This window comes from Caldisericia bacterium, from assembly GCA_030018355.1.
Taxonomy (GTDB): Bacteria; Caldisericota; Caldisericia; order B22-G15; family B22-G15; genus JAAYUH01.
Window position 1 is genome coordinate 210,059 of record JASEFN010000004.1, and the last position, 24,922, is coordinate 234,980.

The following is a 24,922-nucleotide window of genomic DNA, read 5'->3' on the forward strand; positions in this document are numbered from 1 at the left end:
TTAATGGTGGCGGCGGAGGGAGTCGAACCCACGACACCACGGGTATGAGCCGTGTGCTCTGACCAACTGAGCTACGCCGCCTTAATTCAAATTTTACTAAATTTAAAAAAAGTTTCAATAAAAAATTTTGATTAATAATTAATAATTTTTTACTATAACAATTGCATTTGCACCAAGTCTTTCTTCTCTTAAAGTCATTTCTTTAAATACATCTTCTTTTGCCTACAATGTTGAGTTTTATTGTTAAAATCACAAACTCTTCCAAAGTTAGAAAATGATGTTTTTATTGAAGATAATTATAATTTTTTTTAAAATATTCTTCAATTTTTTTACCTAATTTTTGTTGAACTCCCCAATCTCCAAAAACAATTTTATCTTTTAAATTTTCTTTTATAAAATTCTTTATTTTTTCATCTACCTTCCCACTTTTTTTAAATTGAAATGGAGTTTGAGGAAGTGGAATAAATGTATGCGCGTGAATTTTTGCACCCATTTGAACTAAATCTTTCATAACTTTTAATGTATCTTCAATATCTTCTTCCTCCTCTCCTGGAAGACCAAAAATAAAATCAACAATTGGTTTTATATTAAACTTAATTGAAAGTTCAACAGATTTATAAATCTCTTTAACTCCATGACCTCTATTTATTAAACTTAAAACTCTTTCACTTCCAGACTGTGCACCAATTACAATTGAATCATTAGATGCATATTTTTTTAACAATATAAGCGTTTCTTCTAAAACAAAATCTGGCCTCACTTCAGATGGAAATGTGCCAAGAAAAATCCTTCCTTTATCTTTTAAAACTCTCTTTATCTCTTTTAAAAGTTCTTCAAGAGAATTTAAATTTAAACTTTTCCCATCTTTTGATCCATAGGAAAAAGCATTTGGAGTTATAAATCTTATATCTACTAAATTTAATTTTTTCATAATTTCAATGTATTTAATTATATTCTCAATGCTTCTGTGCCTTATCTTTCCACTAAAAATATATGGAGTTTGACAATAGAAACAAAAAAATGGGCATCCTCTTGTTATTTCAATAGGACTAAATTTTTCATATTTTATAGAAAAAGGCGGATAAAGATTTATATCAACAGGATCACTAAGTTGGGAAATATTGAATTCTCCATCTTTTTTTGATGAAATGCCTTTTATATTTTCAAAATCCTTGTTTTCTATTAAATTTATTAAAAATTTTATAAAACTCTCCTCACCTTCTCCTCTAAAAATATAATCAAAACCCATTTTCAGTGGACCAAGTGGTTCTCCTGTTGGATGTGGTCCTCCTCCAACAATTAAAATTTTATCTTTATAAATTTCCCTCAATTTCTTTACCAAATCTAAAATTTCAAAGATTTGTGTTGTGAAAAAAGAGAAAAGAAAAAGATTTTTTGTATCTTTATCAATTAATTGTGAAAGATTAAAAAGATCTTCTTTTTTATTTATAAAAATTACATTTATATCTTTTAATCTCTCATCTATCTCAATTGCTCCTAAGAGAGAATTAAAACTGTATCTATTGTTTTTATTATAATAAATAACTAAATTTAAGTTGGTTTTCACTATTCAAAGAAAATAATTGAATCAATTTTAATTTTAAGTTTTTCATTAAGATTTATTTTGTTTTCACCATTAAAATTCATAAGGATATAATTTTTTTCTTGAACTCCCTCTTTTATTTCACTTATAATTATGTTTTCTTTTGAAGTTGAAATTATTAAATCTCCACCATAAAAATAGTTTTCATTAGTAAATTTTTTAAAAGATCTCTTTTCTAAATCTATTCCAAATAAAAGATATTTTGATATGCTACTCTCTTGAGCCATTAAATATAGATAATTTTCAAAAGAACCTCTAATATAAAAGTCAGTAAATTGAGGAACTTCAAAATTTTTTAAAATATTTCCATTTCTATCAATTATCATAATATACGGCTTTTTATTTTGATCAAAAGGAACAATTTTAAAAACTATTTCATCTGAGTTATTTATAAACATCTCATTATAAATTTCACCTTCATTTGTTTTAAAAATAGTTTTTGTATTACGGCTCTTTAAATCTAAAATCTCGATAGTTGAAATTTTAGATTTACTATCAAAAGTTCTTCCTAAAACTTCTCCCATCAGATTTGAATTTCCTTGAAAATAGAAGTTATCTTTAAAACTTAAGTAGTTTTCATTAAATTCATCTGAAGAGTAAGAATAAAGAGCAATTTTAGATTTTTCTTCTTTTTGTTTTAAAAGATGAATATAAACATTTTTTGAATCTTCATCAACATAAATTGGATATATATAAGTGGAAATAATAGTAGTTGAGATGGGTTTTTTATTTTTAAGTTTTAAATTGTAAATATAAAGATACTCACTTTCATAACTCTCTTTTAATGTGAACAAAATGTTTTCATTATCCAAAAATTTTGGAGAGTATGGAAAATTTCCTAAAAGACCTTCAGTTAAATTTAAAATATCTTTTGTATCAAGATCTAACAAAAATATTCCACTTTTTTTAAAATCAGAAGAGTAATAATTAAAAAGAACTTTCTTATTTCTTATCTCTCCAAGGAGCACCTTTCCATCTAAACCAGTTTCAATTTCATCTATTTTATTTAAATTTTTATCAAAAAGAATGATTTTCCCTTCACATGAAATAATTAAAAAAGGTAATCTTTCTACTTTGCAAGAATTGAGAAAGAGTAAAAAGATAAAAAATATGGTAATAACAATAAAAACTCTTTTTTTCATTAAAACCTCCACTTTTTATTATAAAATGAAAAGTATATATTTAAAAATTTAAGGAGTGAAAATGATAAAGATATATGAAGGAGTTGGTGAGGAAATTATTCCTCTCTTTAATAGTGTTACTCCAGAACTTGAGGTTGATATTAAAAAGTGGAGATGGAAATATATTGAAAATCCACTCAAAGAAAATTTAATTGCTGTTTTTGAAACTGATAAAGGCGAAATCGTTGGAGAGGAGGCAATTGTTCCTTTTAAAGCATATTTTAAAGGAAAAATAGTAAAAATAGGACACTCAGTAGACTCTATGGTTTTAGAAAATTTTAGAGGAAGAGGAATCTTTAAAAGACTTGCAATTAAAACTCTCGAAGAGGGGAAAACAAGAGGTTACTACTACTTTTATGGATTTCCAAACAAAAACTCACTTCCAATTTACACAAAAAAGTTAGGCTGGATTAGTTTTGGGTATATAAGAAGGTGGATTTTTCCTCTTAACCTTAATATTCTCTCTACTAAATTTAAAATTGACCTTTCAATTCTATCATCTCTTTTTAAATTTAATAAATCTCTTCTTAAGAGGAAATTTAATTTTATTAAAGTGCAAAATTTTAGCGGAGTTGAAAAATATTTGGATAATTTAAAAAATCATTATGATATTTTTCTTTTAAGAGATGAGGAGTTTTTAACATGGAGATATCTTTCTCACCCATATTATATTTATGAAATTTTTAAAGATGATGATTCGCTTTTTATTTTAAGAATAAAAGAGGTTGATATTAAAAGAGGAACAATTGAAGAATTTTTGTATAAAAACTATGAATCTTTTTCAAAACTCGTCTCTTTTTCTTTAAGATTTTTCATTGAAAATAATGTTGACTTAGTTGATATTTGGATAAAGCAAGGAGATCCACTTGAAAGAATTCTTTTCTTTAAAGGATTTATTCCATATCAAAAAAGATTAATTATACTTTATCCATTTGAAAAAATTCATTTCTCAAAAAATTACTTCTTTAACTTTTCTGATCTTGACGTTATTTAAAAATGTTACAATGGTGTCAGACACTTTTTTAACATGTATAGAGTGAAATAAAAAGGAGGTGTTTTATTATGATGTCAAACATTCCATTTAAGTTGGAAAATTTAAGTAAAGAAGAAATTGAGCAAGAAATTTTAAGAATTGGTATTATTGCTGAACTTGATGCAATTAATCTTTACGAACAACTTGCTTCATTAACTAAAGATGAAAAATTGAAAGATGTATTTTTAGACATTGCAAAAGAAGAAAAAACACATGTTGGTGAGTTTTTAACACTACTTCTTTTAAAGGATAAAGAAGCAAAAGAGGAACTTAAAAATGGTGAAAATGAAGTAAAAGAAATTTTATCAAAATAAATATGGAAATATTTGATTTATCAACTCCAAACATTTTAATTGATTATGATAAACTTTTAAGAAACATTGAGGAGATGGCAAATTTTGCAAAAAAACACAATAAAAAATTGAGACCAATGATAAAAACTCACAAATCAATTGAAATTGCAAAAATACAAAAAAGTTTTGGAATATCTGGTATTCAATGTGCAAAACTATCTGAAGCAGAGATTTTTGCAGATGCAGGCTTTGACGATATTTTTATATCAAGTGAAATTATTGATATTGAAAAATTAAGAAGGGCAAAAAAATTAAATAAAAAAATTAAAAAATTGATTTTATCTGTTGATTCTATTGAAGGAATAAAAAGAGTGGCTGAAGTTTTTCAAGATGAAGAGGTGTATTTAAGAGTTGAAATTGATTCAGGGCATCACAGATGTGGAATTAAACCTCAAGATATACTTGTTTTGTATAAAGAAATTGAAAAATATCAAAATTTAAAATTTGAGGGTATATTTACTCATGGAGGTCAAGTTTATTCATCTAAAAATAGAGAAGATAGAGAGAGGTTATCTTATGAAGAAGCAAATGAAGTTTTAAAAGCAAAAAGAATTCTTGAGGAGAATAATATTAAATGTGAAGTTGTAAGTATAGGATCAACTCCTTCTGTTTTTTATAGTGGAAAAATTGATGGAATAACAGAAATAAGGCCTGGAAATTATGTTTTTTATGATTTCAAACAGGTAAATCTTGGAGTTCAAGATATAGAAAGATGCGCTTTATTAATTTTATCTCAAGTGATTAGTAAACAAGAAAATAGAGCATATATTGATGCAGGATCAAAAGTTTTTGGTCTTGATTTTTTAGAAATAGATCATCAAAAAATTTATGGATATATTTTAGATTCACCAAAATCAAAACTTTTTGCTCTTTCTGAAGAACATGGATGGATTATAATTAGTGAAGATTCAAAAATAAATATTGGAGATAAAATTAAAATAATTCCAGTTCACTCTTGTATTACAATGAGTAATTTTGATCACTTTTATATGGTTAAAGGGAGTGAGGTTATTGGAAAATATAAAGTTGATGCAAGAGGAAAATTTGAGTAAATATTTATTTTAAGTGATAAAATAAATTTAAAATAAATTATTTTAGGGATAAAGAAAATCATTTTTCTTTTTTCCCTTAAGGAGGAAATAACATGAATGAAAATTTTAAGAGTAAAAGTTTAAAAAATATTGGTATTGAAGTTGAAATTCCAGAAAGTTATGACTTCATTGAAACAGAATCATTAAATTATATTCTTGATTCGCTTAAAAATTATCCAAAAGCACTTGAAATGTTTAATCTTCTTGTAAATGATCCAGAATTAAGGGCTGATTGGGATCTTGCAAATTTTATTGCAGTTAAAAAATTAAAATATAATGACCATGGAGAGGTTCATGCAAAAATTGTTTGTGCATCAGCATTAAAAATGCTTGATATACTCCTTGAAAGAGGTATAATACCAGATTTTATTAAAGAAGGTGGAGGAGATGAAGATGATGAACATTTAATTGTTACTTCTGCTTCTCTTCTTCATGATATTGGAAATCAAATTTATAGAGAAAATCATCCTCTTCATTCATCTTATCTTGCAATACCAATTCTTGAAAGGCTTCTTCCAAAAATTTATACAGATCTTGAAAATAGGACTGAAGTTAGAGGGTTTATTTTAAATTCAATTTATGCTCATGATGCAGATATACCAGATTTAATTATTGAAGCAGCACTTGTTGGAATTGGTGATGCAACTGATATGACAAAGGGAAGAGGAAGAATGGCTTATGATCTTGGAAGTTTATCAATTCACACAATCTCTGCCCTATCAATTGAAAGAGTTTTAATTTTAAAAGGAGAAGATAAACCTATTGAGATTTTAATTGAAATGAGTAATTCATCTGGAATATTTCAAGTTCAAGAGATACTTGGAAAAAAGATAATTGGTGGTCCACTTGAAGATTTAATAACCCTTAAAGCAGAAGTTACTCCAACAGAGGGAGATTATGATAAAAGAATAGTTAGAGCAATTACACTTAAAGGAAGAAAATTCGTTACATTTTAAATTTATTCAATCTTAAAACTTACCTCTTTAACTAAAATCATCGTCAAAATAGATTTTACATTTCCACTCACCAGGAATTTCCTCTAATTCTTCTCCTTTAATTTTTGGTAACACCAAGCCCAACTCTCTTTATCTTTTTCAAGACTTTTTACATCTGTTTTTACTTCATTATAAAATTCACCATTTGGCTTAAAGAAATTTTATTCTGGAACCAGAATTAATTAAACTTCTAAATCTAATTAATTTTCATTTTTTATAACATTAATATTTGAAGTTCTTCAATTTTTTCATCTTTCTCTTTAATCAATTATTCATTATTCATATTAATTTCGCTCTTCAAATATTCAATTGAATCCATCGATATTGTTACAGTTTTAATTGCACCATCCCAACCAACTTCTGCTCCCAACCCTTCACTTATAAATCTAACAGGAACCATTGTTCTTCCATTTATAATTTAAGGTGGAACATCAAGAGTTAGTTTATTACCATCAACAAAAACCTCTTTGCTACCGATTTTAAGTTTAATTATTCTTTTTTCATTTAAACTTTTTAAATCACTATTTATAAAAAATGATAGTGATATATTTACTTATTTATTATATCCAGTTATAATTCAAATAAAAAGGAGGAAAAGTATGAAAAATTTTAAAATTCTTTTAATTTTGATTCTTGTTTTTTCTCTTATAACTATTTATGGTTGTAAGAAAGAAGTAAAAACATCTGAAATCTTAGTTACTGTTATTGATAATGAAGGAAAGCCAGTTCAAGATGTTAATCTTTCACTTGATGGAAAAAGTGGAAAAACTGATTCTCAAGGAAAATATACTTTTTCGAATATTGATTTTGGTAAATATAAAATAAGAGCAACAAAAGAAGAATTTGAAGATTTTGAAGATGAAATTGAAATATCAAGTGCAGAAAAAAAGGAAATTAAGATTGTTTTAAATAAAAAGAGTGAATTTGAAGAGATAAAAAATTACTCTGACATTGAAAGTTTTCATGTTATTGCAGAATTTAGAACAAAAGAGGCAACTTCTGATCAAAGAATAGAACTCATAACAGAAAATTTTGGAAAAAGAGAATATATGAAAGTAACAAATTTAAACACTGGTGAACTTTATACAGAAATCTATTCAGATGAAAAGATTGCAAAAATTCGCTATAGTGAAAAAGGAGAATTTTACGAGATGCCAAGAGAACAAATTGGAAGCATTTCTGAAAGTTTCCATTCCCTTGTTAATGAATATGCAAAAGGAATAAAAGATGCATTTAACCAAAGAATTAAAATACCACAAGGTTCATTAGAGTATTCTGTAAGAAAAATTGGAACAGAAAAAGTAAATAATTATATGACAACAAAATATGAATTTAGAGATGAAGTAATATATCAAAATGAAAAAACAAAAGTGCTTTATGAAATTTGGGTTATTAATAGCGGAAAATATAAAAACTTTCCAACAAAATTGAATGCTATTATGACTTTTCAAGATGGAAGCATGCTATCTTATACAATAAATATTTTTGAATTAGGAGAGGCAAAAATTCCAAAATTTTAATTGTTATAATAAGTATATAAACTTTTAGTTGGAGGTATAAATGGAAAAAGTTCATATTGGAGTTTTTGGTGGAACAGGTTTTTATAAATTTTTTGACAATGTAAAAGAGGTAACAGTTGAGACTCCTTATGGTGCTCCTTCAAGTTCAATTGCAATTGTAGAAATTGGAGATAAAAGAGTTGCCTTTTTGCCAAGACATGGAAAAAATCATGAATACCCACCTCATAAGATTCCATATAGAGCAAATCTTTGGGCAATGAAAAAGTTGGGAGTTGAAAGAATAATTGCACCAAATGCTTGTGGAAGTCTTCAACCTCATATTAAAATTGGTGATTTTGTAATTTGCGATCAATTTGTTGATAGAACATCAGGAAGAGTAGCAACATTTTATGATGGACCAATAACAACTCACATTAGTATGGCTGAACCATATTGCCCAGAACTTAGAGAAATTGCAATAGAAAAACTCAAAAAACTTAACTACTCTTATCATCCTAAAGGAACAGTTGTTGTAATTGAAGGTCCAAGATTTTCAACAATTTCTGAAAGTAAATGGTTTACTTCAATGGGTTGGGAAGTAATTAATATGACTCAATATCCTGAAGTAGTTCTCGCAAGAGAGTTAGAGATGTGCTTTTTAAACATCTCTGTTGTTACAGATTATGATGTTGGACTTGTAGCAGAGGGTAGTGTTGAACCAGTTTCACATGAAATGGTTATTAAAATTTTCAATGAAAATTTAGAAAAATTAAAAACTCTACTTATTGAAATAATCAAAGACATTCCTCTCAAAAGAGAAAAATGCAAATGTTGTGAAGCACTAAAAGGAGCAAGATTTTCTGGAGAAAATTTTATTTCACTTTTTTAAAATAAATTTTTTAAAAGGAGGAAAATTGTTATGGGAGTAAGAGAAGCAAAAATTTTAGGTGGAGTTGGTTCAATTCTATCACTTGTAGGAATGTTTGTTCCAAAAGTTGGATGGATTGTTTCAATTATTGGTTTTGTTCTTCTCTATCTTGGCTACAAAAAGATTTCTGAAGCAACTGGAAGGTCTGAAATAATCTCAAGTTTTATAATTGCTGTTGTACTTGCAATTGTAAGTGCAATAATAATTGCTTTTGGTGGAACAAGTGCTATGCTTGGAATTTTCTCAATGATGGGTCATGGAAGAGGCGGCCTTCTAGCATTAGGAATAATTCTTTTTATTCTTGCTTGGATAATTGCAATTGTTGCATATTTCTTTTATAAAAAAGCACTTGATACAACAAATGAAGCTACTAATATTTCATCTTTCAAAACTGCTGGACTTTTAATGTTTATAGGAGCAATTCTTATGATTGTTGTTGTTGGATTTATAATAATAATTGTTGGAAGAGTTTTTGAAATAATTGCTTTTTTCTCTCTACCAGATACTTTAGGTTAAACCTTGACAAAAAAGAAAAATTTTTTTATATAATAAAAATTAATTTCAATTTTGAAAACAATTAGGAGGTGAAAATGAAAAGATTATTTGGTAAGAAAGGTTTTACATTGATTGAATTGGTATTAGTTATGGTTTTATTAGCTGCACTTGCAGCAGTTATTTATCCAAAATATCTTGATTTAAGAGATGATGCTCACAAAGCACAAGATCAAGCAATAATTGGTGCATGGAGATCAGGAGTTCATATTTATTTTGCAAGACACAAAAGTTTTCCTGCTACTGATACTGATCTTGAAGGATGTTTAGATGGTGGTTTACCATCTGGTTGGACGGTTCAAGATAATAATGGAACATTTACAATCAGTTGTAATGGGTTGCCAAGTGATACAACTAAGAAAGCTATATGGATCTATGATCCTCAAAATGGTACATTCACCTATGATTCTCAAAATAGTGGACACGGATTTTAATTAATTTTAATCTTTCAGGGTGGGCTTTGGCCCACCCTTTTTATTTTTAATGAAAAATATTAAAAAGGGCCTAACAATAAAAATTTCATTTACATTATCAACAATTCTTATTCTAATTTTTTTCTTTTTTATAACATTCTTTGTTTTAAGAATTCAAATTGAAATTGATGATATGATGGTTTTTGCGAGTGGAATAGATTTAATTAAAGATATAAAAAATTCACAATATATTGCTATTGTAAAAGGAGAACCATTAAAATTTGAAATAGATGAAGGAAAGTTTAAAATTTCTTATACAAAAGAAAATTTAGTATATTTAAACTCATATCCTCTATTTAAAAGTGTTAAATTAAAACCAAATGATTTTGAGTTTCTTATAAAAGATGATGGAACTTTTGAATTTTTAAATAATTTAAATGAGATTTATCTTTATAAAGAAAATAAACTTATAAAAATTTTTTTAAATAAAACATTTAGTTATAAAATAAAATTAAAAGAAGATGGAACTCTCTCTTTTGAAAAAAATCGTTAATATAACTAAAGATAAAAAAGGTTATATTTTAATAATCATAATTGTTATTTTGCTTGTAATATCTCTTTTACTTGGAGTTGTTTTATCCTTAAATTTTACTTCAAGAGCAAAATCACTTCAATTTAATATCTATAGAGCACAATCTCTCTACATTGCAGAAGCAGGTGTAAGAGAAGTTATGTGGTATTTAAAATATGGACAGATTCAACCACCTAATTATATTGAAATTGATTTTGAAAACTGGAAAGGAAGAGCAGAAATGGTAATTCAGCAAAATACACCTCAACAAGGAAAAACGACAATAACCTCAACTGGAAAAGTTCCATATAATTCATCTCTTGAAACTCAAAGAGTAATTAAAGTTGTAATTGATAGTGCAACTCTCCAAATTGAAAATTGGGAGGAGGTAACCCTTGAATATATTCAATAAAAAGGGTTTTAATTTTATTGAAATTATAATTTTTGTTGTTATAGCAATTTTAATTTTTGCAACATTTTCACAACTATTTTCTTTATCAGTTGATTTACCATTCATTTCAGATAGAAGCAAAGCATTATATTATGCCCAAAAAGAGATAGAGAAATTAAATAACACTCCTTACAGTAATATATTAACTATCTTAAGAACAAATTATCCAGATGATACAAATTATGATTATGAGATAATAGTAAATGAAAATTCACCTCAAAACAATAAAAAAGATGTTTTTATAAGATTTTATTTTAAAGATAAACCTCAAATTTTAGTTGAACTCTTTTCAAAGTTTATTAAATTAGAAAAAGTTGAATTGTGTGAAGATTTTCAAGATAGAAATTGGACTGCGCCACCATGGAATTGGACAAGGAATCCTAAAGGTCAGTGGGATATAATTGAATATCCAAATAACTCTCAAAATTATCGAGCGTATTATGCAAGAAGACAATCAGGTTTTATTTACCCAGATTGGGCTGGCTCTTCCAATTACACTCTTTCAGTCGATTTTTATTTAACATCATTTTTACTTAATTATTCTATTGTTAGATTTTATGGAAGATATAATAACACTACAGATAATGGTTATTTTGTTGAAGTACGAACCTATAATATTTGGTTAATTGATGAATATACATATTTTTATTTGTACAAGGTTGTGAATGGTGTTAATACTCTTTTAGGTCAATACTATTTAGATTATTCAATTTTTAACAATTGGCATAATATAAAACTTGAAATGGTACAAAATAAAATAAATGTTTATTTTGATGGAGGACAAACACCAATTATCACTGCAATTGATAATCAATTTACAAGTGGAAGCATAAGAGTTAGTGTAGAATCACAATCACTAGCAACTCCAGTCTATTTTGATAATATTTGTGTTAAAGAGGTTGATTAAAAATGAGAAAGGGATTTACTTTAATTGAATTAGTTATTGCAATTATGATCTTTAGTATTATTATTGCTCCAACAATCATATTTTTCAATCAAACAATAAAAAATTTTACATACGGAAAACCAGATTCAAAAACTGTTGAAGTTGTAACAGATGCAATAAATGAAATTGAGTCTCTTTTAAGGCAAGCAAATTCTGTTGGAATAGCAGAGACAAATAAAATTGGTTTTATAATACCAAAGAGTGGTGGAGAAAGAAAAATCACTTTTGAGTTAATAAATGGTTTTATACAGAGAACAGATGACTTTGGAACAAAATATACTCCTTATTATAACTCACCTAATACACCTTTAAGCGAAGTTGTTAATTTAGAATTATCATTTAGATATTTCGATGAAAATAATAACCTTCTTCCTTATAGGGTACCAGATCAAGTAAGAGTAGTTGAAATTGCAATTAAAGGCTCTCCAAAGGAGATACCACAAGGGATGACAAATAGTGAATTTGAATTACAAACAATGGTAAAATTAAGAAATGTGAAATAAAAAATGGAAAGATTTTTAGGATTAACATTAACAAAAAATGGAGTTAAATTAGTAGAAAGTAGAATTAGAAAAGGAAAGGTTTCAATTATAAATATAAGAGAGGGCTTTACTGGAAACATTTATGAAAAAGATATAAAAGTGAAAATAAAAAGATTTTTAAGAGAAAGCAGAGTTAAAACAAAATTAACTTCATTTTCAATTCCAGATGAAGATGTTTTTGTTAGAGTTAACAATTATCCACTTATGCCTGATGAAGATCTTAAAAAAATTGTTCTTGATGAGTTGAGCACATATAAAATTTTTGAAAGAGACTATCCAGTAGTTAACATATTTAGATTAAAAGTAGAAGAAAATAGAGGGAGATTTCTTATTGTTGCATCACCAAGAAGTATTGTTGAAACTCATATAAAATTTTTAAACACTCTTGGATTAGAAGTTAAAAATGTTGATTTACCATCAATTTCATCTTTTAGAGCAACAAAAATATTTAAAAGAGATCTATTTAAAGGGAGCGGAGTTTTTATATATGTTAGTTTTAAAAAAACAACTATTATTTACTTTTTTGATGGCGAAATTAATCAATTAAGAGAGTTTGACATTGGTTTAGAAAATTTAAGTGAAAATAAATTGCAATTTTTAAATGAAATTTCAAATACAATTGCCTATTTCTCAAGAGAAGAGAAGAAAACCATTGAAAAAATCATTTTATCAGGAATTGATAAGGGAATAGAGGAAATTTTAAAAGAGGTAAAAGAAAGATTTGGAATTGAAACAATATTGGGCGAAATTTTACCTCAAAAAGAATATTATTTTTCAACTCCAATAGGTTTGTCTTTGTTTCCACTTGAAGAGAAAATAAAAATAAATTTAATTCCAAAAGATATTTTAGAGAGAAGAAAAGATGAAGCAAAGGTTTTCTTTCTTTTTCTATCTTCAATTTTGCTTGCTCTTCTATTAATTGGTCTTTCAATTTATTTAATAAATTCAATTTCATTAACAGGTGAATCAATTAAAAATATAGATGTAAATTTAAAAAATGTTGAAAGGTCTCTTGAAAATTTAAAAGGGATTGAAGATGAATTTAAAGATTTAAATGCAAAAAAGGAAGAAATCGAGGGGGTTTTATCAAAATATAAAACTACAAATTTAAAAATTTATTTAGATGAGATAATGAAAATTAAGCCTCAAGAAATAACCATATTAAATTTAAATTTTGATAGTGATTATAATTTTTCATTTAGAATTAGTTCAAAAAGCATTGCATCAATTTATGAATTTAGAAGAAAACTTGAGGAAAGTCAGTTATTTAATGAAGTTATTTTAAGAGGAATAGATAGAACTCGAGACGGAAATTCTTTTACAACAATTGAGATTAAAGGAGTTAAAAAATGATAAAAGAGTATATTCCAAAAATTAAAAAAACTATTAGAAAATTAATTTATGTTTTAATAATTGAAGTTTTTATATTTGTAGGTTTTGTGGGATATGAGTTTTTAATTTGGAGAAAAAATATAAATTTACTTAATTCAAAATCTCAAGAACTTCAAAATAAAAGTGAAAAATTTGTGATGTTAAACTCTATGAGCAAAGAGAGTGAAAAGATAAAAACTTATTTAGAGGAGAATCAAAATAGAATTTTTAAAAGAGAAGAGGCTGAAAAATTTATTTCAACTCTTCCTTTAACAATGTTAGACTTTGGATTAAAAAATATAAATATCTCAATTAGTGAAGAAAAGAGAATTTTAGAGAAAAAAGATTATTTTAATATAGATTTATATTTAACATTTGATGGAGATTTGGGTAGTTTTTATAAATTTTTAGATTACCTTGAAAATTTAAATAAATTTATAAATATAAATGACTTTTCATTTACTCAAACAAAAGATGGGTTAAATTTTGAGTTGTCAATATCAATTCCATTATTTTAATCCTTGACTTTTTATTAATCTAACCATGTCAAAAAGTGGAAGGTAAATTGAGAAAGCAATAAATGCAACTAAAATTCCTAAAATTATTGTCAATGTTGGTTCAAGATAGGCAATAAACCTTTTTATATCATTATCAAGTTCACTCTCAAAATATCTCTCCATTTGTTTAAGGACTTCTTCAAGATTTCCACCAGCCTCACCAACAGAAATCATTCTAACAAAAAGAAGTGGAAATACTTTTTCATCAAGTAGTGCCCTACTTATACTCATTCCAGACATAATTTTTTCTCTTGCATTAATTAAACTTTCACTTATCACTTCATTCCCACTTATTCTTGAAAGAAGTTGAAAAGAATCACCTAAGTTTATTCCACTTCTTATTAAGGTTTCAAGTGTGTGTGAGATTCTTAAAAATATGTTTTCTCTATAAATTTTCCCTATTATTGTTGGTAAATTAAATAAAATTTTATCAATAGTTTTTTTTCCATTTTTTGTTCTTCTATATAGATTGAATAGAAAAATAATTAAAATTATGGCTGGTAAAATTATCCACCAATAATTTTTAATTCCATTTGATATTCCAAGAAGTATTCTTGTTGGAAGAGGTAGTTTAACTCCAGAACTTTGAAATAGATTCACAAAAATTGGGACAATTGTTAAAAGAATAAAGACAACTGCAACAACTACTGTTCCAATAACAATTTCAGGATAAATTAAAGCATTTTTAACTTTTCTTCTTAGTTCATCTTCCTTTTCTAAAAAATCTGAAATTCTCGAAAGAACTTCATCAATATTTCCTGTAAATTCACCAACTCTTACAACTTCAATAAAAATTTCTGGAAAAACCCCTTTAAAATTTCTTAAACTCTCTGAAAAAGATTCTCCACCTAAAATATGTTCTCTTAATTTCTGAATTACATTTCTAAAATTTTTATTTTTTACATTCTCTTGAATAATTTCAAGTGCTTGAATTATTGTTACTCCAGATCTTAAAAGAAGAGAAAGTTGTCTTGAGAAAAAAATTAATTCTTGAGATTTTAATTTTTGAATTACAAACTCTTTTTTCTTTAATTCCTTAATATCAATTATGTATATTCCTCTTGATTGTAAAATATCTCTTGCTTCGTTTAAATTTTCTACTTCAATTTCTCCACTAACAGGATTTCCTTCTCTATCTCTTCCAAGATACTTTATTCTCATTCTTCCATCCTTATTACTCTTAAAACCTCTTCAAGAGTTGTAATGCCATTTAACACCTTTTCAAAACCAGCATTTATAAGTGGAATCATCCCTTCTTTTTCTGCCTCAAATCTAATTGTATCAGTTGAATCTCTTCTTTTAATTAATTCTTTAATATTTTTTGTTATAGGTAAAACTTCAAAAACTCCTGTTCTTCCTCTATATCCAGTATAATTACACTCAGGACAACCTTTTCCTCTTTTAAGTCTAATTTCCCTTTCTGGCACTCTTCCGAAAATTATCTCTAACTCCTCTTTTGTAGGTTTATAATCAATTTTACAAGAAGGACAAATTGTTCTAACTAATCTTTGTGCAACAACTCCAATCATTACTGAAGAAATAAGATATGGCTCAATTCCAATATCAAGTAGTCTCACAAGAGTGGAGGGTGCGTCATTTGTGTGAAGTGTTGAAAAAACAAGATGACCAGTAAGCGCTGCCTCAACTGCAATTTTTGCAGTATCTATATCTCTTATTTCTCCAACCATTATAATGTCAGGATCGAGTCTTAATATACTTCTTAATCCTGTAGAAAAAGTTAAACCTGCTTTTGGATTCACTTGCATCTGAATTACTCCTGGTAGATCATATTCAATTGGGTCCTCAATTGTAAAAATGCTCTTTTCTGGGGTGTTTAATTTGTTTAATGTTGCATAAAGAGTTGTTGTTTTTCCTGAACCAGTTGGACCTGTAACTAAAACCATTCCATAAGGATTTTTAATTATCTTTTCATAAATTTTTTGTTGTTTTTCATTTAATCCTAATCTTCCAAGTTCAATTAAAACTCTTGCTTTATTTAAAATTCTTATTTCAAGTTTTTCACCAAAACGTGTCCCAATTGATGAAACTCTAAAATCATAATCTTTATCTTTTATTTTTAATGAAAATCTTCCATCTTGAGGTCTTCTTTTTTCTGCAATATCCATGCCTGCCAACACCTTTATTCTTGAAAGGACTTGATCATCAACTCCTGCTGGAATATTCATTGTATCTTGCAACATTCCATCAATTCTATATCTTACTCTTGTAAATTCAGGATATGGATCAAAATGTATATCTGATGCATTTTGATCTATTGCATCAGATATTACTGTATTTACAAATTTAACAATTGGAGTTTCAACAGCAACCAATTCATTTTCTCTCTCTTCTCTTCTTAAGCCTTGAAGCGTTTTTGATGCAAAAGATTTTATATTGAAATATTGATTTAATAATCTTTGAAATTCAGTATCTGTTACAATATAGGGTCTAATTTTTAAACCAGTCATTGCCTTTATATCATCAAGAACAATTGGGTTGAGTGGAGGAACAATTGCAACCAGAAGCGTATCATCTTCTTTTCTAATTGGAAAAACTTTCTTTTCTTTTATAACCCCCTCTGGAATTAAATTAATTGAATCTGGAGAAATATAAATCTCAGATACAGGTTTATACTCTATTCCAGATTGAATAGATAAAATTTCTCCTAATACTCCAGGAGAAATAAGCCCTCTATCAATTAAAATTTGTCCAAGTGGAACACCTGTTTTCTCTTGTTCTTTAAGAGCATCATCAAGTTGATCTTTTGTTAAAATTCCTTTTTCTAATAGAATATCACCTAATTTTTTCTTGACTTCCATTTTATTTAATTATAATTCATTTTTAAATTTAAAAGAGAGTGCTTTTGTTGGACACATATCAATACACTTTCCACATCTAATACAATTTATATTACTTGGATCTTTAAATATTGGTATTGAAAATGGACAAACTTTTTCACATTTATAACACTCACTACATTTATTTAAATCAACCTCAATTTTTAAATATGAAATTTTGTTAAAAACTCCAATAAATCCACCAAGCGGGCAAAAATAGTGACAAAAAGGTCTCTCTTCAAAAATAAACCAAATTAGAAAAAAAATTAAAATAATAATTTTTGAAATATAAAGTGGCCCTATCAAACCTCTTAAAGAAGGATTTATTAGAACCTGAGGAATTCCAGCAGTAAGTGATCCTGCAGGACAAACTTTACAAAAAAGAGTTTCATAAAAAATAAATGGTCCTATAATAACAAGGGAAAAAAGAAACCCATATTTTAACCAGAAAAGGTTTTTAATTTTTGGTTTTATTTTAAATGGGGTTTTTATTTTAAATAAAAGATCTTGAAAAAAACCAAATGGACACATAAAACCACATGATAGTTTTCCTAAAAAAATGTAGATTAATGAAACAACTCCAATTGTATAAAATGGAATATCTCTAATAATAATAAGGTGTTGAATTGTTCCAACTGGACAAGCAAAAGATGCAAGTGGGCAGGAGTAGCAATGTAAAACAGGCATAGGAACTCTTTTTAAAATTGGTGCTAAAAATGGTATATTAAAAAGAATTGTAAATAGGGTCTGAGTTATCTTTCTCTTTTTATCAGAAAATAACTCTTTTATTGAATTCCAATGCATGAGAAACAGATTAATACTGCATTTTTGAGTACTTCAAGATACTCTTTATTTAATATTCCAAAAAGAATAAAAATTAAAAAGATGATTATTAAAAAAATTCTTAAAGTTTTTTTCATTCAAATTTATTCAGTAAGTTTTTTAATTATTTCAGGAAGCATAAATGGAAGATCATCTGGTGTTCTTGATGTAATTATATTTCCATCAACTACAACTTCTTTATCCACAAATTCTGCTTGAGAATTTATAACATCATCTTTAATTGTTGGAGTTGATGTTATTTTCTTTCCTTTTGTAATCCCTGCAGAAATTAAAACCCAAGCACCATGACAAATTGATGCAACAACCTTTCCCTCTTCATACATTTTTCTTACAAAATCAGTAACTGATTTGTGTGCTCTAAGATAATCTGGACAGTATCCACCTGGAATAAAAACAGCATCAAAATCTTTTGTATCAATCTCTTTACTTGTTAAATCAGGTTTAACTGGAAGACCACCATATTTTCCATGATAAACTTCAATATTTGGTGCAACTATTTTTACTTCAGCACCCTCTTCTTTAAACCTAAAATATGGATACCAAAATTCATGTTCGTTATATAACTTTTCAACAAAAAGTGCTATTCTCTTTCCTTTCAGTTTCATAATTCACCTCCATAGAAAAATTATAACAATTTTTAAAATTTTACATATAAAAATAATGATATAATAGAAAAGGAGGTAAATAAAAATGGTAAAAAAGATTTTTTTGATCCTTCTTATTTTTTTAATTTTAATTAATTTTAATTCATGTAAAAAGAATGTAGAGGAAAAAAATATTATAAAAGAAAAAGTTGTAAAAATAGATTCAAATCCTCAGAATGCAAAAGTTTTTATTGATAATAAAGATGTTGGTTTAACACCACTTGATATTAAATTAAAATTTGGAAAATATTTTCTTAAAATTATAAAATCTGGTTATTTAGAATATAATGAAGTTATTGAAATAAATGAAGGTACAAATACAATAAATATCACTCTCCAAGAAGAAAAAAATAATGAACAAAACTATAATGATGTATTCCTTACCACAGGTCCTATAATTTTTAATAGATATACATTGCATGAAGTTTGTTGTTCTAAGGGATTTTATTCATATTCTAGTATATATCTTAATGATAAAGTAACCATAAGTGGATATACAATTAAATATATTAATGGATTTGAAATTGTTTTTCCAAGTGGAAAAAAAGTCCATTTTGAATTAAAAGAGTTGCCAAATTCAGATGTAAAATTTTTCTCAAAAGAGGTTTTATTTGATGAAGTAGGAAGATATAAAGTTATTACTGATGAAGGGGATCTTGTTTCAACTTTTGATGTATGTTATAAATTGGAATTAATTTCAGAATATGATAAAATTTCTGATTTGTTCAATGATCTTGATAAAGATAAATTTATTTTAGTTCCATTTAATAAAGAGGTCAATTTAACTTTTAAGGTAGAAGATGCAAAGGGTAATTTGATTAAAAATAAAGAATTAGGAGTTTATAACTTAAAAACAGATAATAATGGATTAATTAATTTAAAGATTTTTGTAAAAAAAGAAAAAGGGCTTGAGCCATTTGAAATTTTTATAAATGATATTAAAGGTAATGCAAAAATATATGATAATAAATTTCTAACAGCATATGAATATTTAGTTTATGATAAAAATGGAAAATTAATTGAAACCAATTCACTTTTTCCACCAACTTATGAAAATATAAAAATTATAGAAAAGGATAATTCTATTTATTTACCATTAGAGTTTTTAAATTTGGATCTTATAAATTTAATAAAACCTGATATATCAAGTAGAGAAAATAATATTTTTATTCATGAGAAAAATAGCAACATAATATATCTTGATAGCGCAGTTTCTCAAGATGGAGGAAAAACCTGGAGAAAATATGATCTTGTAAATTGGTTTGATACAATTGGAGTTGATAGTGATAAACCCAATATTTTATATGCATGGACAAATTCTTATAAAAATTTCTTATTAAAATCTGAAGACTATGGAGAAACTTTTGAAAAAATTGAGATACCAGAAATAGATTATATTGAAAAAATTATTATTTTTAAAAATAATATTTATCTTGCAACTTGGAAAGGATTGTTAAAATCTTGTGATAATGGCAAAAATTGGGAATTTTTAATAAAAAATGAAATTGTTAGAACTTTTAATATAAATCCAAAGAATGAGAAAGAAATTATAATAGGAACTGATGAAAAGATTCTAAAAACAAAGAATGGAGGAAAAAATTGGTATGAAATAGAATCTAAAATAGTTAATCCAATTTCTATTGTTTATGATAAATATAATCCAAAAATAGTTTATATTGGCGGAAGAAATGGTGTATTTATATCAAAAAATAATGGTGAAAATTTTGATATGTTGGGTATTTTTTATATTACAGGAAAAAATGGAGTAATATACAATCCTTTTGACAAAAATATATACATTGCTTCAATTAATGATGGAATTTATAAAGTTGAAAATTATGGTAAAAAAATAACTAAAATCAATTTTCCATTGACAATGAATCTATCTAATATAGGAATAAATGATAAAAATGAGTTATTTGTAAATTATGGAGGTTTACCAATTAAAATTAATGATATTGGTGAAATAATAATTTTAGATAATGATTTATTTTTAAAAGAAAATTTAAAAATTAATATCTTTGATAATATAATTTTTATTGATATTAAATCAATTAATCTTGAAACAATAAAATTTATTGTTGATAAAGATAAAATAAAAATTATTTATCTTATGGATTTAAATCCCTATTAATAAACTTGAATAAAATTTAAGAGTTTATCTTTTAATTTTGAGTATGTTTTCTCTGCAATGGTAAAACTTTTTTCAAGAGATTGTGAAGAAAAATCCATTGCTGAAGGCAGTGGTGCTATTGGATAAATAAGGAATATTTTTCTTCCTTCATATTCATATATATTTTCATCTAATTTATTCAATCCTTCTAAATCTTTATGTGTTATTTCAAAAGTTATTTTATCTACAAGATACGCAAATGGAGAAAAAATTGCTTTAATTGGATTTGGAATAAAAAACCTCTCTGGTTTTTCATGAAGAATACCTAAAAACTTTTCTTCTTTTGAAACTTTCATAAGATATTTTATTGGAAAAGTGTGTTCAACGCCTCCATCAAGTAGTATCCAATTTTTATATTTCACTTCTGGAAAAATAACTGGTATTGCGCTTGTTCCTAAAATTGCATATTTAAGATCCTCTGGCGTTTCAATAATCACACATTCAGAATCATATAAATTTAATTTTTTATTTGTAAAAATCAAAAGTTTACCATCTTTGATTTTAGAAAATATTAAATAGGTCTTGTTTGAATTTTTAATTTTCTCAAAAAAGTCTTTTCTATTAATAAGTAAGTCAACAAATTCATAAAATTTTTTTGTTTCATATTCTCTTTTAAGAAATTTTTTGTATATAAATTTCCCGTCTCTTTTAACAATTTTCCAAAGAGTCATTAAAAATTCAAAATCATCTATAATAAGAGGAATAATGTTTATTCCTCCAACTGATACTCCAGCAAGAGAATTAAATGAAAGATATGTATAATCTTTTTTTAATAAATATAAAAATTTTACCCCAAAAGCCCCCTTTGCACCTCCTCCTTCCCAACAAAGTCCAAGCATATTCTTATTTTTTTACAACTTCTTTAATCACCTCAAAAGCGTATTGAAGATCTTCTTTTCTTACTTCACCCATATGACCCATTCTAAAAACTTTTCCTTTTAACTCTTTTATTCCTGCTGCTACTGTTATTCCTTTACTTTTAAGATCACTTCTAAATTTTTCATCTTCAATTCCATTTGGATAGATGAAAAGCGAAAGAGTGGGTGCAAGATGAGATCTATTTCCAAAAACCTCAAAACCAATTTCTTTCATAAGTTCTCTTATAAATGAAGCGTTTTCATAATGTCTTTTGTATCTATTATCTAATCCCTCGCTTAAAATAATCTCAAGAGATTTTTTTAAGCCAAATGTGTAATTTGTGTTATGAGTTGCAAAATATTTTGTTGCATCCTCTATTGTTGGTTTCCAGCGAAGAAGATCTCCATAATAAAATCCAATCTTTCCTAAATTCTCTCTTTTTTTCATTGCTCTTTCAGAAACAGCAAGAATAGTGAGACCAGGAGGAACTGCAAGTGCTTTTTGGGAACCAGTTAAAATTATATCAATCCCCCACTCATCCATTTTTTCTTCAACTCCTGCAGTTGCACAAACTCCATCAAGAACTACAAGAGAATCATAAGATACATCTTTAATTACTTTCATATAATCTTCTATTGGTGCAAGAATACCTGTTGAGGTATCAACATGAGTAATTGTTATTAATGAAAAATGTTCTTTTTTTAACTTTTCATAAATTATGTTTAAATCAATAACCTCTCCCCATTTACTCTGAATTTTATCATAAGAAAAGCTGTCTTCTTCTAAAATATCTAAAAATCTATCTCCAAAAAATCCATGAGAGATAACAAGTGCTTTTTCTTCTTTAGCCAAAAAATTTTTAATTGCAATTTCCATTCCAAGAGTTCCAGAGCCAGGAATTATAAAAATGTTTCCATTTTTTGTTCCAAATATAACCTTAAGATATTCGACACACTTTTTTAGGTACTCCCCAAAATCTTTGCTCATATGAGAGATAGGTTGCCTTGATATTTCCTTAAGAACCTCTTCATTTACAGGTGTTGGACCAGGAATTAACAAAAGTTCTCTCATTCTTTCCCTCCTTTTTATAAAATTTTTATAATTACCAAAACCAAATCATTATTATTATTGCAACAATTATAAGATAAATTGAATAGACTCTGAAATTTCTTTTAAATATTGAACTTTTAAAAATAATAATAGCAATTATTCCAAAAATTAAAGACATAAAAAATCCAGAAAGGAATATATTGGAACTAAAAAATTCCCCACTTTTTATATAATCAAAATATTTTAAAACTGAGGCACCAAGAATGGATGGAATTGATAACAAAAATGAATATCTAAATGCATCTTCCTCTTTTATTCCCAAAAGGAGAGATGTTATAAATGTAAAGCCACTTCTTGAAATTCCAGGAATAATCGCAAAACCTTGCGATAATCCAATTATTATAGAATCAAATAAAGTCATTTCTTTAATTGTTTTGTATCTTCTATTTTTAAAATAAAAGAAAAAGAGATAAAAAGAAGTTATTAAAAAGAAAATTGGTAGATATTTAAAATTTGAAAAAAGAGCCTCAAGTGGTTCTTTAAATATTATATAAAAAATTCCTGTTGTTATTGTTGAAATTAATATTAAAAAAATAAGTTTAATATTTTTTATGTTTTTTATTATAAATGGGTAAAAAAATATAAAAACTGCAATTAAAGTTCCAAGGTGAAGAGTTAAATCATAAAAAATAGGTGGCTCTTTTAAGTTTAAAAAGCGAGAAAATAAAATTATGTGTCCAGTTGATGATACAGGTAAAAATTCAGTTAATCCCTGAACAATTCCAAGAATAATTGATTGTATTACTTTCATTTAAATTAACTCCGAAATTTGTTTTCTAAATTCTTCTAATATTTTCTTATTATAAAGAGAAGATATAAAATCATCACATTTTTTTAATAAATATTCAATATCTTCTTTTGATTTTATTGAATCAACAGCCTCCTCAAGTTTTTTCACTCTTTCTTTTAAAACCTTTCTTAAAGTTTCTTTAATTAATTCTTTTAATTTTTCTATATCATATTTTAAAATATTTAAATTTATCTCTTTAAAATCTTTATCTTTATCAATTGAGAAAAGTGATATTGAAGTATTTTTCCCTACGAGAAGTTTTGCAAATGAGATCAAAGATGGTGATTCACTTTCTATTGAAATAGGAGATGCTAGAGTTACTTCTCCATCTTTTATGTCAAGGATTTTTCCATCATATAGAAGCAAAAATTCACTTTTTTCATTTTTTATTACAAGAAGACCTGTTATATCTTTTCCGCCAATAGAATCTAAAAATTGTGAAAAATCAACAATTTTTGTGTCAAGATCTTTATATAAAGTCTCTCCAGTGTGCATTGATAAAATTGAGATTAATCCTTTTGAATCTATTTGATAAAGAGAAATTGAACCTTCTTTTTCATTTAAAAATAACTTTTCTCCTTCATCACCAAAAGTTTTTTTGGAATCATCATAGAAAACTTTAAAAATTGGTTTACCATTTAAAAAGTAAATAATATAAGATTTATTATCTTTTTCCCACAATAAAACACCGCTTTTTTCATTAAAAACATTTTTTAGAAAATTAAGATTCAAAAATTTCTCTCTTTCATCCTCTTTTATTTCTTGAATCTTTAAACCAATTCTTTTTATAAGTAAACTTTCCATTTGAACTTACTCCTCCTTTATTGTTTTACCATAATTTAAAGAGAAAATTAAAAGATCCACACCATTTATAACTCCATTTGAATCAAAATCAAAAATTTCGTTGTATAACACAGAATCTTTACTATCTCCAAAATGTCTGGAAAATATAAAGAAATCAAATAAATTTATAAAATTATCTTTTTTATAGTCAAATTTTTCTAAATTAAGTATAAAAACATTTTCATCTGATGGTTCAATGAAGAATTTTTCTTTATCCATCTTATTAAAAACTATCTCTTCATTTTCTTTAACTTCAAAAATAGCAATGTTTCTAAAAGGGTCAAAATATTTTGACCTTTCTGCCCTAAGATTTGGTGAGAATCTAAGAAAAACTTTTCCTTCACCACTTAAACATTTTAAAATAATCTTATCTTCATTTTCTATTTTATATAAATAGATAATCTCATCTTCTTTAATTTTCTTTAATATCACTTCAAAATTTGTATTTTCAATTTTAAAAATACCACTATTATTTTCAACAATAAAACCACCATCAACATAATTCAAATTTCCAAAATCTATCTTCTCCTTGAAATAATTTCCTTTATTTATGAATGTTTTAATAAAAATTAAATCTTTCTCAAAAGAGTATTTTGTATATCTCTCACTACTTAAAGAAAATGAATTATCTTCAAGAGAAAGAATAAGTGTTGGATCACCAAAAAGGTTAAATGTGAAAGAGTTCATCTGTGCTGCATCAATAGGATCTTCTTTATCTTTATCAAAATAATTTTCTCT

General features: G+C 26.1%; 28 protein-coding genes and 1 tRNA gene. 15 read left to right on the forward strand and 14 right to left on the reverse strand.

The genetic code is table 11. The features are described from left to right. Window positions 1–4: 4 nt before the first annotated feature. The 3 genes from QMD25_05785 to QMD25_05795 all read right to left on the reverse strand — a co-directional run bounded on the left by QMD25_05785 (window position 5) and on the right by QMD25_05795 (window position 2,745). Window positions 5–81 (reverse strand) — tRNA-Met (locus QMD25_05785). Window positions 82–283: 202 nt separating this feature from the next. Next, the gene (locus tag QMD25_05790) at window positions 284–1,567 is read right to left on the reverse strand and encodes a TIGR04013 family B12-binding domain/radical SAM domain-containing protein (protein ID MDI6861506.1); all 1,284 of its coding nucleotides are present in this window, start codon (window positions 1,565–1,567) and stop codon (window positions 284–286) included. Next, window positions 1,567–2,745: a hypothetical protein gene (locus QMD25_05795; GenBank protein ID MDI6861507.1), complete on the reverse strand. Its 1,179-nt coding sequence runs from the start codon at window positions 2,743–2,745 to the stop codon at window positions 1,567–1,569. The genes QMD25_05790 and QMD25_05795 overlap by 1 nt, the downstream gene beginning before the upstream one ends. A 61-nt stretch (window positions 2,746–2,806) precedes the next feature. Here QMD25_05795 and QMD25_05800 point away from each other — a divergent pair, with 61 nt between their 5' ends. The 4 genes from QMD25_05800 (at window position 2,807) to QMD25_05815 (ending at window position 6,217) form a co-directional block, all read left to right on the forward strand. Further along, window positions 2,807–3,778 carry a GNAT family N-acetyltransferase gene (locus tag QMD25_05800; protein ID MDI6861508.1) on the forward strand — a complete coding sequence of 324 codons (972 nt, stop codon included), beginning with the start codon at window positions 2,807–2,809 and terminating at the stop codon, window positions 3,776–3,778. A 68-nt stretch (window positions 3,779–3,846) separates the two neighbouring features. Next, window positions 3,847–4,131: a ferritin family protein gene (locus QMD25_05805; GenBank protein MDI6861509.1), complete on the forward strand. Its 285-nt coding sequence runs from the start codon at window positions 3,847–3,849 to the stop codon at window positions 4,129–4,131. 2 nt (window positions 4,132–4,133) lie between these two features. Beyond that, window positions 4,134–5,222 carry an alanine racemase gene (locus QMD25_05810; protein ID MDI6861510.1) on the forward strand — a complete coding sequence of 363 codons (1,089 nt, stop codon included), beginning with the start codon at window positions 4,134–4,136 and terminating at the stop codon, window positions 5,220–5,222. Between the two features lie 92 nt (window positions 5,223–5,314). Continuing rightward, window positions 5,315–6,217 (forward strand): phosphohydrolase, encoded by a 903-nt coding sequence (locus QMD25_05815; protein ID MDI6861511.1) that lies wholly within the window; start codon window positions 5,315–5,317, stop codon window positions 6,215–6,217. 307 nt (window positions 6,218–6,524) lie between these two features. Here QMD25_05815 and QMD25_05820 read toward each other — a convergent pair whose 3' ends face one another. Further along, entirely contained in the window at window positions 6,525–6,656 is a 132-nt protein-coding gene (locus QMD25_05820; GenBank protein ID MDI6861512.1) for a stalk domain-containing protein, read from the reverse strand. 199 nt (window positions 6,657–6,855) lie between these two features. On the opposite strand from QMD25_05820, the gene QMD25_05825 reads away from it, so the two are divergent. From QMD25_05825 to pilO, 10 genes are all read left to right on the forward strand, one after another. Then, on the forward strand, window positions 6,856–7,776 hold the full coding sequence (locus QMD25_05825) for a carboxypeptidase-like regulatory domain-containing protein (GenBank protein MDI6861513.1): 921 nt from the start codon (window positions 6,856–6,858) through the stop codon (window positions 7,774–7,776). A gap of 40 nt (window positions 7,777–7,816) precedes the next feature. Continuing rightward, window positions 7,817–8,644 carry an S-methyl-5'-thioadenosine phosphorylase gene (locus QMD25_05830; GenBank protein ID MDI6861514.1) on the forward strand — a complete coding sequence of 276 codons (828 nt, stop codon included), beginning with the start codon at window positions 7,817–7,819 and terminating at the stop codon, window positions 8,642–8,644. Between the two features lie 30 nt (window positions 8,645–8,674). Beyond that, the gene (locus QMD25_05835; protein MDI6861515.1) at window positions 8,675–9,199 is read left to right on the forward strand and encodes a DUF996 domain-containing protein; all 525 of its coding nucleotides are present in this window, start codon (window positions 8,675–8,677) and stop codon (window positions 9,197–9,199) included. A gap of 74 nt (window positions 9,200–9,273) precedes the next feature. Next, window positions 9,274–9,669, forward strand: a complete 396-nt coding sequence (locus tag QMD25_05840; GenBank protein ID MDI6861516.1) for a prepilin-type N-terminal cleavage/methylation domain-containing protein — start codon at window positions 9,274–9,276, stop codon at window positions 9,667–9,669. Window positions 9,670–9,718: 49 nt separating this feature from the next. After that, window positions 9,719–10,201 (forward strand): hypothetical protein, encoded by a 483-nt coding sequence (locus QMD25_05845; GenBank protein ID MDI6861517.1) that lies wholly within the window; start codon window positions 9,719–9,721, stop codon window positions 10,199–10,201. Beyond that, window positions 10,185–10,631 (forward strand): hypothetical protein, encoded by a 447-nt coding sequence (locus QMD25_05850; GenBank protein MDI6861518.1) that lies wholly within the window; start codon window positions 10,185–10,187, stop codon window positions 10,629–10,631. The genes QMD25_05845 and QMD25_05850 overlap by 17 nt, the downstream gene beginning before the upstream one ends. Beyond that, window positions 10,615–11,577, forward strand: a complete 963-nt coding sequence (locus tag QMD25_05855) for a hypothetical protein (protein MDI6861519.1) — start codon at window positions 10,615–10,617, stop codon at window positions 11,575–11,577. Before QMD25_05850 ends, QMD25_05855 begins: the two co-directional genes overlap by 17 nt. Window positions 11,578–11,579: 2 nt before the next feature. After that, window positions 11,580–12,119: a prepilin-type N-terminal cleavage/methylation domain-containing protein gene (locus QMD25_05860; GenBank protein ID MDI6861520.1), complete on the forward strand. Its 540-nt coding sequence runs from the start codon at window positions 11,580–11,582 to the stop codon at window positions 12,117–12,119. Between the two features lie 3 nt (window positions 12,120–12,122). Further along, window positions 12,123–13,511 carry a hypothetical protein gene (locus QMD25_05865; protein MDI6861521.1) on the forward strand — a complete coding sequence of 463 codons (1,389 nt, stop codon included), beginning with the start codon at window positions 12,123–12,125 and terminating at the stop codon, window positions 13,509–13,511. Then, window positions 13,508–14,047, forward strand: a complete 540-nt coding sequence (gene pilO, locus QMD25_05870; protein ID MDI6861522.1) for a type 4a pilus biogenesis protein PilO — start codon at window positions 13,508–13,510, stop codon at window positions 14,045–14,047. The genes QMD25_05865 and pilO overlap by 4 nt, the downstream gene beginning before the upstream one ends. Here the strand turns inward: pilO and QMD25_05875 are convergent. The 5 genes from QMD25_05875 to QMD25_05895 are packed head-to-tail and all read right to left on the reverse strand — an operon-like array spanning window position 14,039 to window position 18,371. Continuing rightward, window positions 14,039–15,247, reverse strand: a complete 1,209-nt coding sequence (locus QMD25_05875) for a type II secretion system F family protein (GenBank protein ID MDI6861523.1) — start codon at window positions 15,245–15,247, stop codon at window positions 14,039–14,041. The genes pilO and QMD25_05875 overlap by 9 nt on opposite strands. Continuing rightward, complete coding sequence (locus tag QMD25_05880) at window positions 15,244–16,905, reverse strand: ATPase, T2SS/T4P/T4SS family (GenBank protein ID MDI6861524.1); 1,662 nt, start codon at window positions 16,903–16,905, stop codon at window positions 15,244–15,246. The genes QMD25_05875 and QMD25_05880 overlap by 4 nt, the downstream gene beginning before the upstream one ends. Window positions 16,906–16,914: 9 nt before the next feature. Further along, window positions 16,915–17,727, reverse strand: coding sequence for a 4Fe-4S binding protein (locus tag QMD25_05885; GenBank protein MDI6861525.1), 813 nt, complete (start codon window positions 17,725–17,727; stop codon window positions 16,915–16,917). Beyond that, a complete protein-coding gene (locus QMD25_05890) occupies window positions 17,709–17,843 on the reverse strand; it encodes a hypothetical protein (protein MDI6861526.1) in 135 nt (44 codons plus the stop codon). The genes QMD25_05885 and QMD25_05890 overlap by 19 nt, the downstream gene beginning before the upstream one ends. A gap of 6 nt (window positions 17,844–17,849) precedes the next feature. Then, window positions 17,850–18,371, reverse strand: a complete 522-nt coding sequence (locus tag QMD25_05895; protein ID MDI6861527.1) for a type 1 glutamine amidotransferase domain-containing protein — start codon at window positions 18,369–18,371, stop codon at window positions 17,850–17,852. An 85-nt stretch (window positions 18,372–18,456) separates the two neighbouring features. Between QMD25_05895 and QMD25_05900 the strand changes: the two genes are divergently transcribed. Continuing rightward, window positions 18,457–20,544, forward strand: a complete 2,088-nt coding sequence (locus tag QMD25_05900) for a PEGA domain-containing protein (GenBank protein MDI6861528.1) — start codon at window positions 18,457–18,459, stop codon at window positions 20,542–20,544. On the opposite strand, the gene QMD25_05905 is transcribed toward QMD25_05900, so the two are convergent. From QMD25_05905 to QMD25_05925, 5 genes are all read right to left on the reverse strand, one after another. Further along, entirely contained in the window at window positions 20,541–21,422 is an 882-nt protein-coding gene (locus QMD25_05905) for a patatin-like phospholipase family protein (protein ID MDI6861529.1), read from the reverse strand. The two genes, QMD25_05900 and QMD25_05905, sit on opposite strands and share 4 nt — an antisense overlap. A 4-nt stretch (window positions 21,423–21,426) precedes the next feature. After that, window positions 21,427–22,512, reverse strand: coding sequence for an alanine--glyoxylate aminotransferase family protein (locus tag QMD25_05910; GenBank protein ID MDI6861530.1), 1,086 nt, complete (start codon window positions 22,510–22,512; stop codon window positions 21,427–21,429). Window positions 22,513–22,543: 31 nt separating this feature from the next. Continuing rightward, complete coding sequence (locus QMD25_05915) at window positions 22,544–23,302, reverse strand: undecaprenyl-diphosphate phosphatase (protein ID MDI6861531.1); 759 nt, start codon at window positions 23,300–23,302, stop codon at window positions 22,544–22,546. Continuing rightward, complete coding sequence (locus QMD25_05920) at window positions 23,303–24,145, reverse strand: hypothetical protein (GenBank protein MDI6861532.1); 843 nt, start codon at window positions 24,143–24,145, stop codon at window positions 23,303–23,305. A 6-nt stretch (window positions 24,146–24,151) separates the two neighbouring features. Then, the coding region (locus QMD25_05925) for a hypothetical protein (protein MDI6861533.1) at window positions 24,152–24,922 on the reverse strand (771 nt) is incomplete at its 5' end.

Excerpts from the sequence above, each read along its gene's own strand:
- QMD25_05795 (MDI6861507.1), bottom strand. The coding sequence starts at position 2,745 with ATGAAAAAAAGAGTTTTTATTGTTATTACCATATTTTTTATCTTTTTA.
- QMD25_05800 (MDI6861508.1), top strand. The coding sequence starts at position 2,807 with ATGATAAAGATATATGAAGGAGTTGGTGAGGAAATTATTCCTCTCTTT.
- QMD25_05805 (MDI6861509.1), top strand. The coding sequence starts at position 3,847 with ATGATGTCAAACATTCCATTTAAGTTGGAAAATTTAAGTAAAGAAGAA.
- QMD25_05810 (MDI6861510.1), top strand. The coding sequence starts at position 4,134 with ATGGAAATATTTGATTTATCAACTCCAAACATTTTAATTGATTATGAT.
- QMD25_05815 (MDI6861511.1), top strand. The coding sequence starts at position 5,315 with ATGAATGAAAATTTTAAGAGTAAAAGTTTAAAAAATATTGGTATTGAA.
- QMD25_05820 (MDI6861512.1), bottom strand. The coding sequence starts at position 6,656 with ATGGTTCCTGTTAGATTTATAAGTGAAGGGTTGGGAGCAGAAGTTGGT.
- QMD25_05825 (MDI6861513.1), top strand. The coding sequence starts at position 6,856 with ATGAAAAATTTTAAAATTCTTTTAATTTTGATTCTTGTTTTTTCTCTT.
- QMD25_05830 (MDI6861514.1), top strand. The coding sequence starts at position 7,817 with ATGGAAAAAGTTCATATTGGAGTTTTTGGTGGAACAGGTTTTTATAAA.
- QMD25_05835 (MDI6861515.1), top strand. The coding sequence starts at position 8,675 with ATGGGAGTAAGAGAAGCAAAAATTTTAGGTGGAGTTGGTTCAATTCTA.
- QMD25_05840 (MDI6861516.1), top strand. The coding sequence starts at position 9,274 with ATGAAAAGATTATTTGGTAAGAAAGGTTTTACATTGATTGAATTGGTA.
- QMD25_05845 (MDI6861517.1), top strand. The coding sequence starts at position 9,719 with ATGAAAAATATTAAAAAGGGCCTAACAATAAAAATTTCATTTACATTA.
- QMD25_05860 (MDI6861520.1), top strand. The coding sequence starts at position 11,580 with ATGAGAAAGGGATTTACTTTAATTGAATTAGTTATTGCAATTATGATC.
- QMD25_05865 (MDI6861521.1), top strand. The coding sequence starts at position 12,123 with ATGGAAAGATTTTTAGGATTAACATTAACAAAAAATGGAGTTAAATTA.
- pilO (MDI6861522.1), top strand. The coding sequence starts at position 13,508 with ATGATAAAAGAGTATATTCCAAAAATTAAAAAAACTATTAGAAAATTA.
- QMD25_05875 (MDI6861523.1), bottom strand. The coding sequence starts at position 15,247 with ATGAGAATAAAGTATCTTGGAAGAGATAGAGAAGGAAATCCTGTTAGT.
- QMD25_05880 (MDI6861524.1), bottom strand. The coding sequence starts at position 16,905 with ATGGAAGTCAAGAAAAAATTAGGTGATATTCTATTAGAAAAAGGAATT.
- QMD25_05885 (MDI6861525.1), bottom strand. The coding sequence starts at position 17,727 with ATGCATTGGAATTCAATAAAAGAGTTATTTTCTGATAAAAAGAGAAAG.
- QMD25_05890 (MDI6861526.1), bottom strand. The coding sequence starts at position 17,843 with ATGAAAAAAACTTTAAGAATTTTTTTAATAATCATCTTTTTAATTTTT.
- QMD25_05895 (MDI6861527.1), bottom strand. The coding sequence starts at position 18,371 with ATGAAACTGAAAGGAAAGAGAATAGCACTTTTTGTTGAAAAGTTATAT.
- QMD25_05900 (MDI6861528.1), top strand. The coding sequence starts at position 18,457 with ATGGTAAAAAAGATTTTTTTGATCCTTCTTATTTTTTTAATTTTAATT.
- QMD25_05905 (MDI6861529.1), bottom strand. The coding sequence starts at position 21,422 with ATGCTTGGACTTTGTTGGGAAGGAGGAGGTGCAAAGGGGGCTTTTGGG.
- QMD25_05910 (MDI6861530.1), bottom strand. The coding sequence starts at position 22,512 with ATGAGAGAACTTTTGTTAATTCCTGGTCCAACACCTGTAAATGAAGAG.
- QMD25_05915 (MDI6861531.1), bottom strand. The coding sequence starts at position 23,302 with ATGAAAGTAATACAATCAATTATTCTTGGAATTGTTCAGGGATTAACT.
- QMD25_05920 (MDI6861532.1), bottom strand. The coding sequence starts at position 24,145 with ATGGAAAGTTTACTTATAAAAAGAATTGGTTTAAAGATTCAAGAAATA.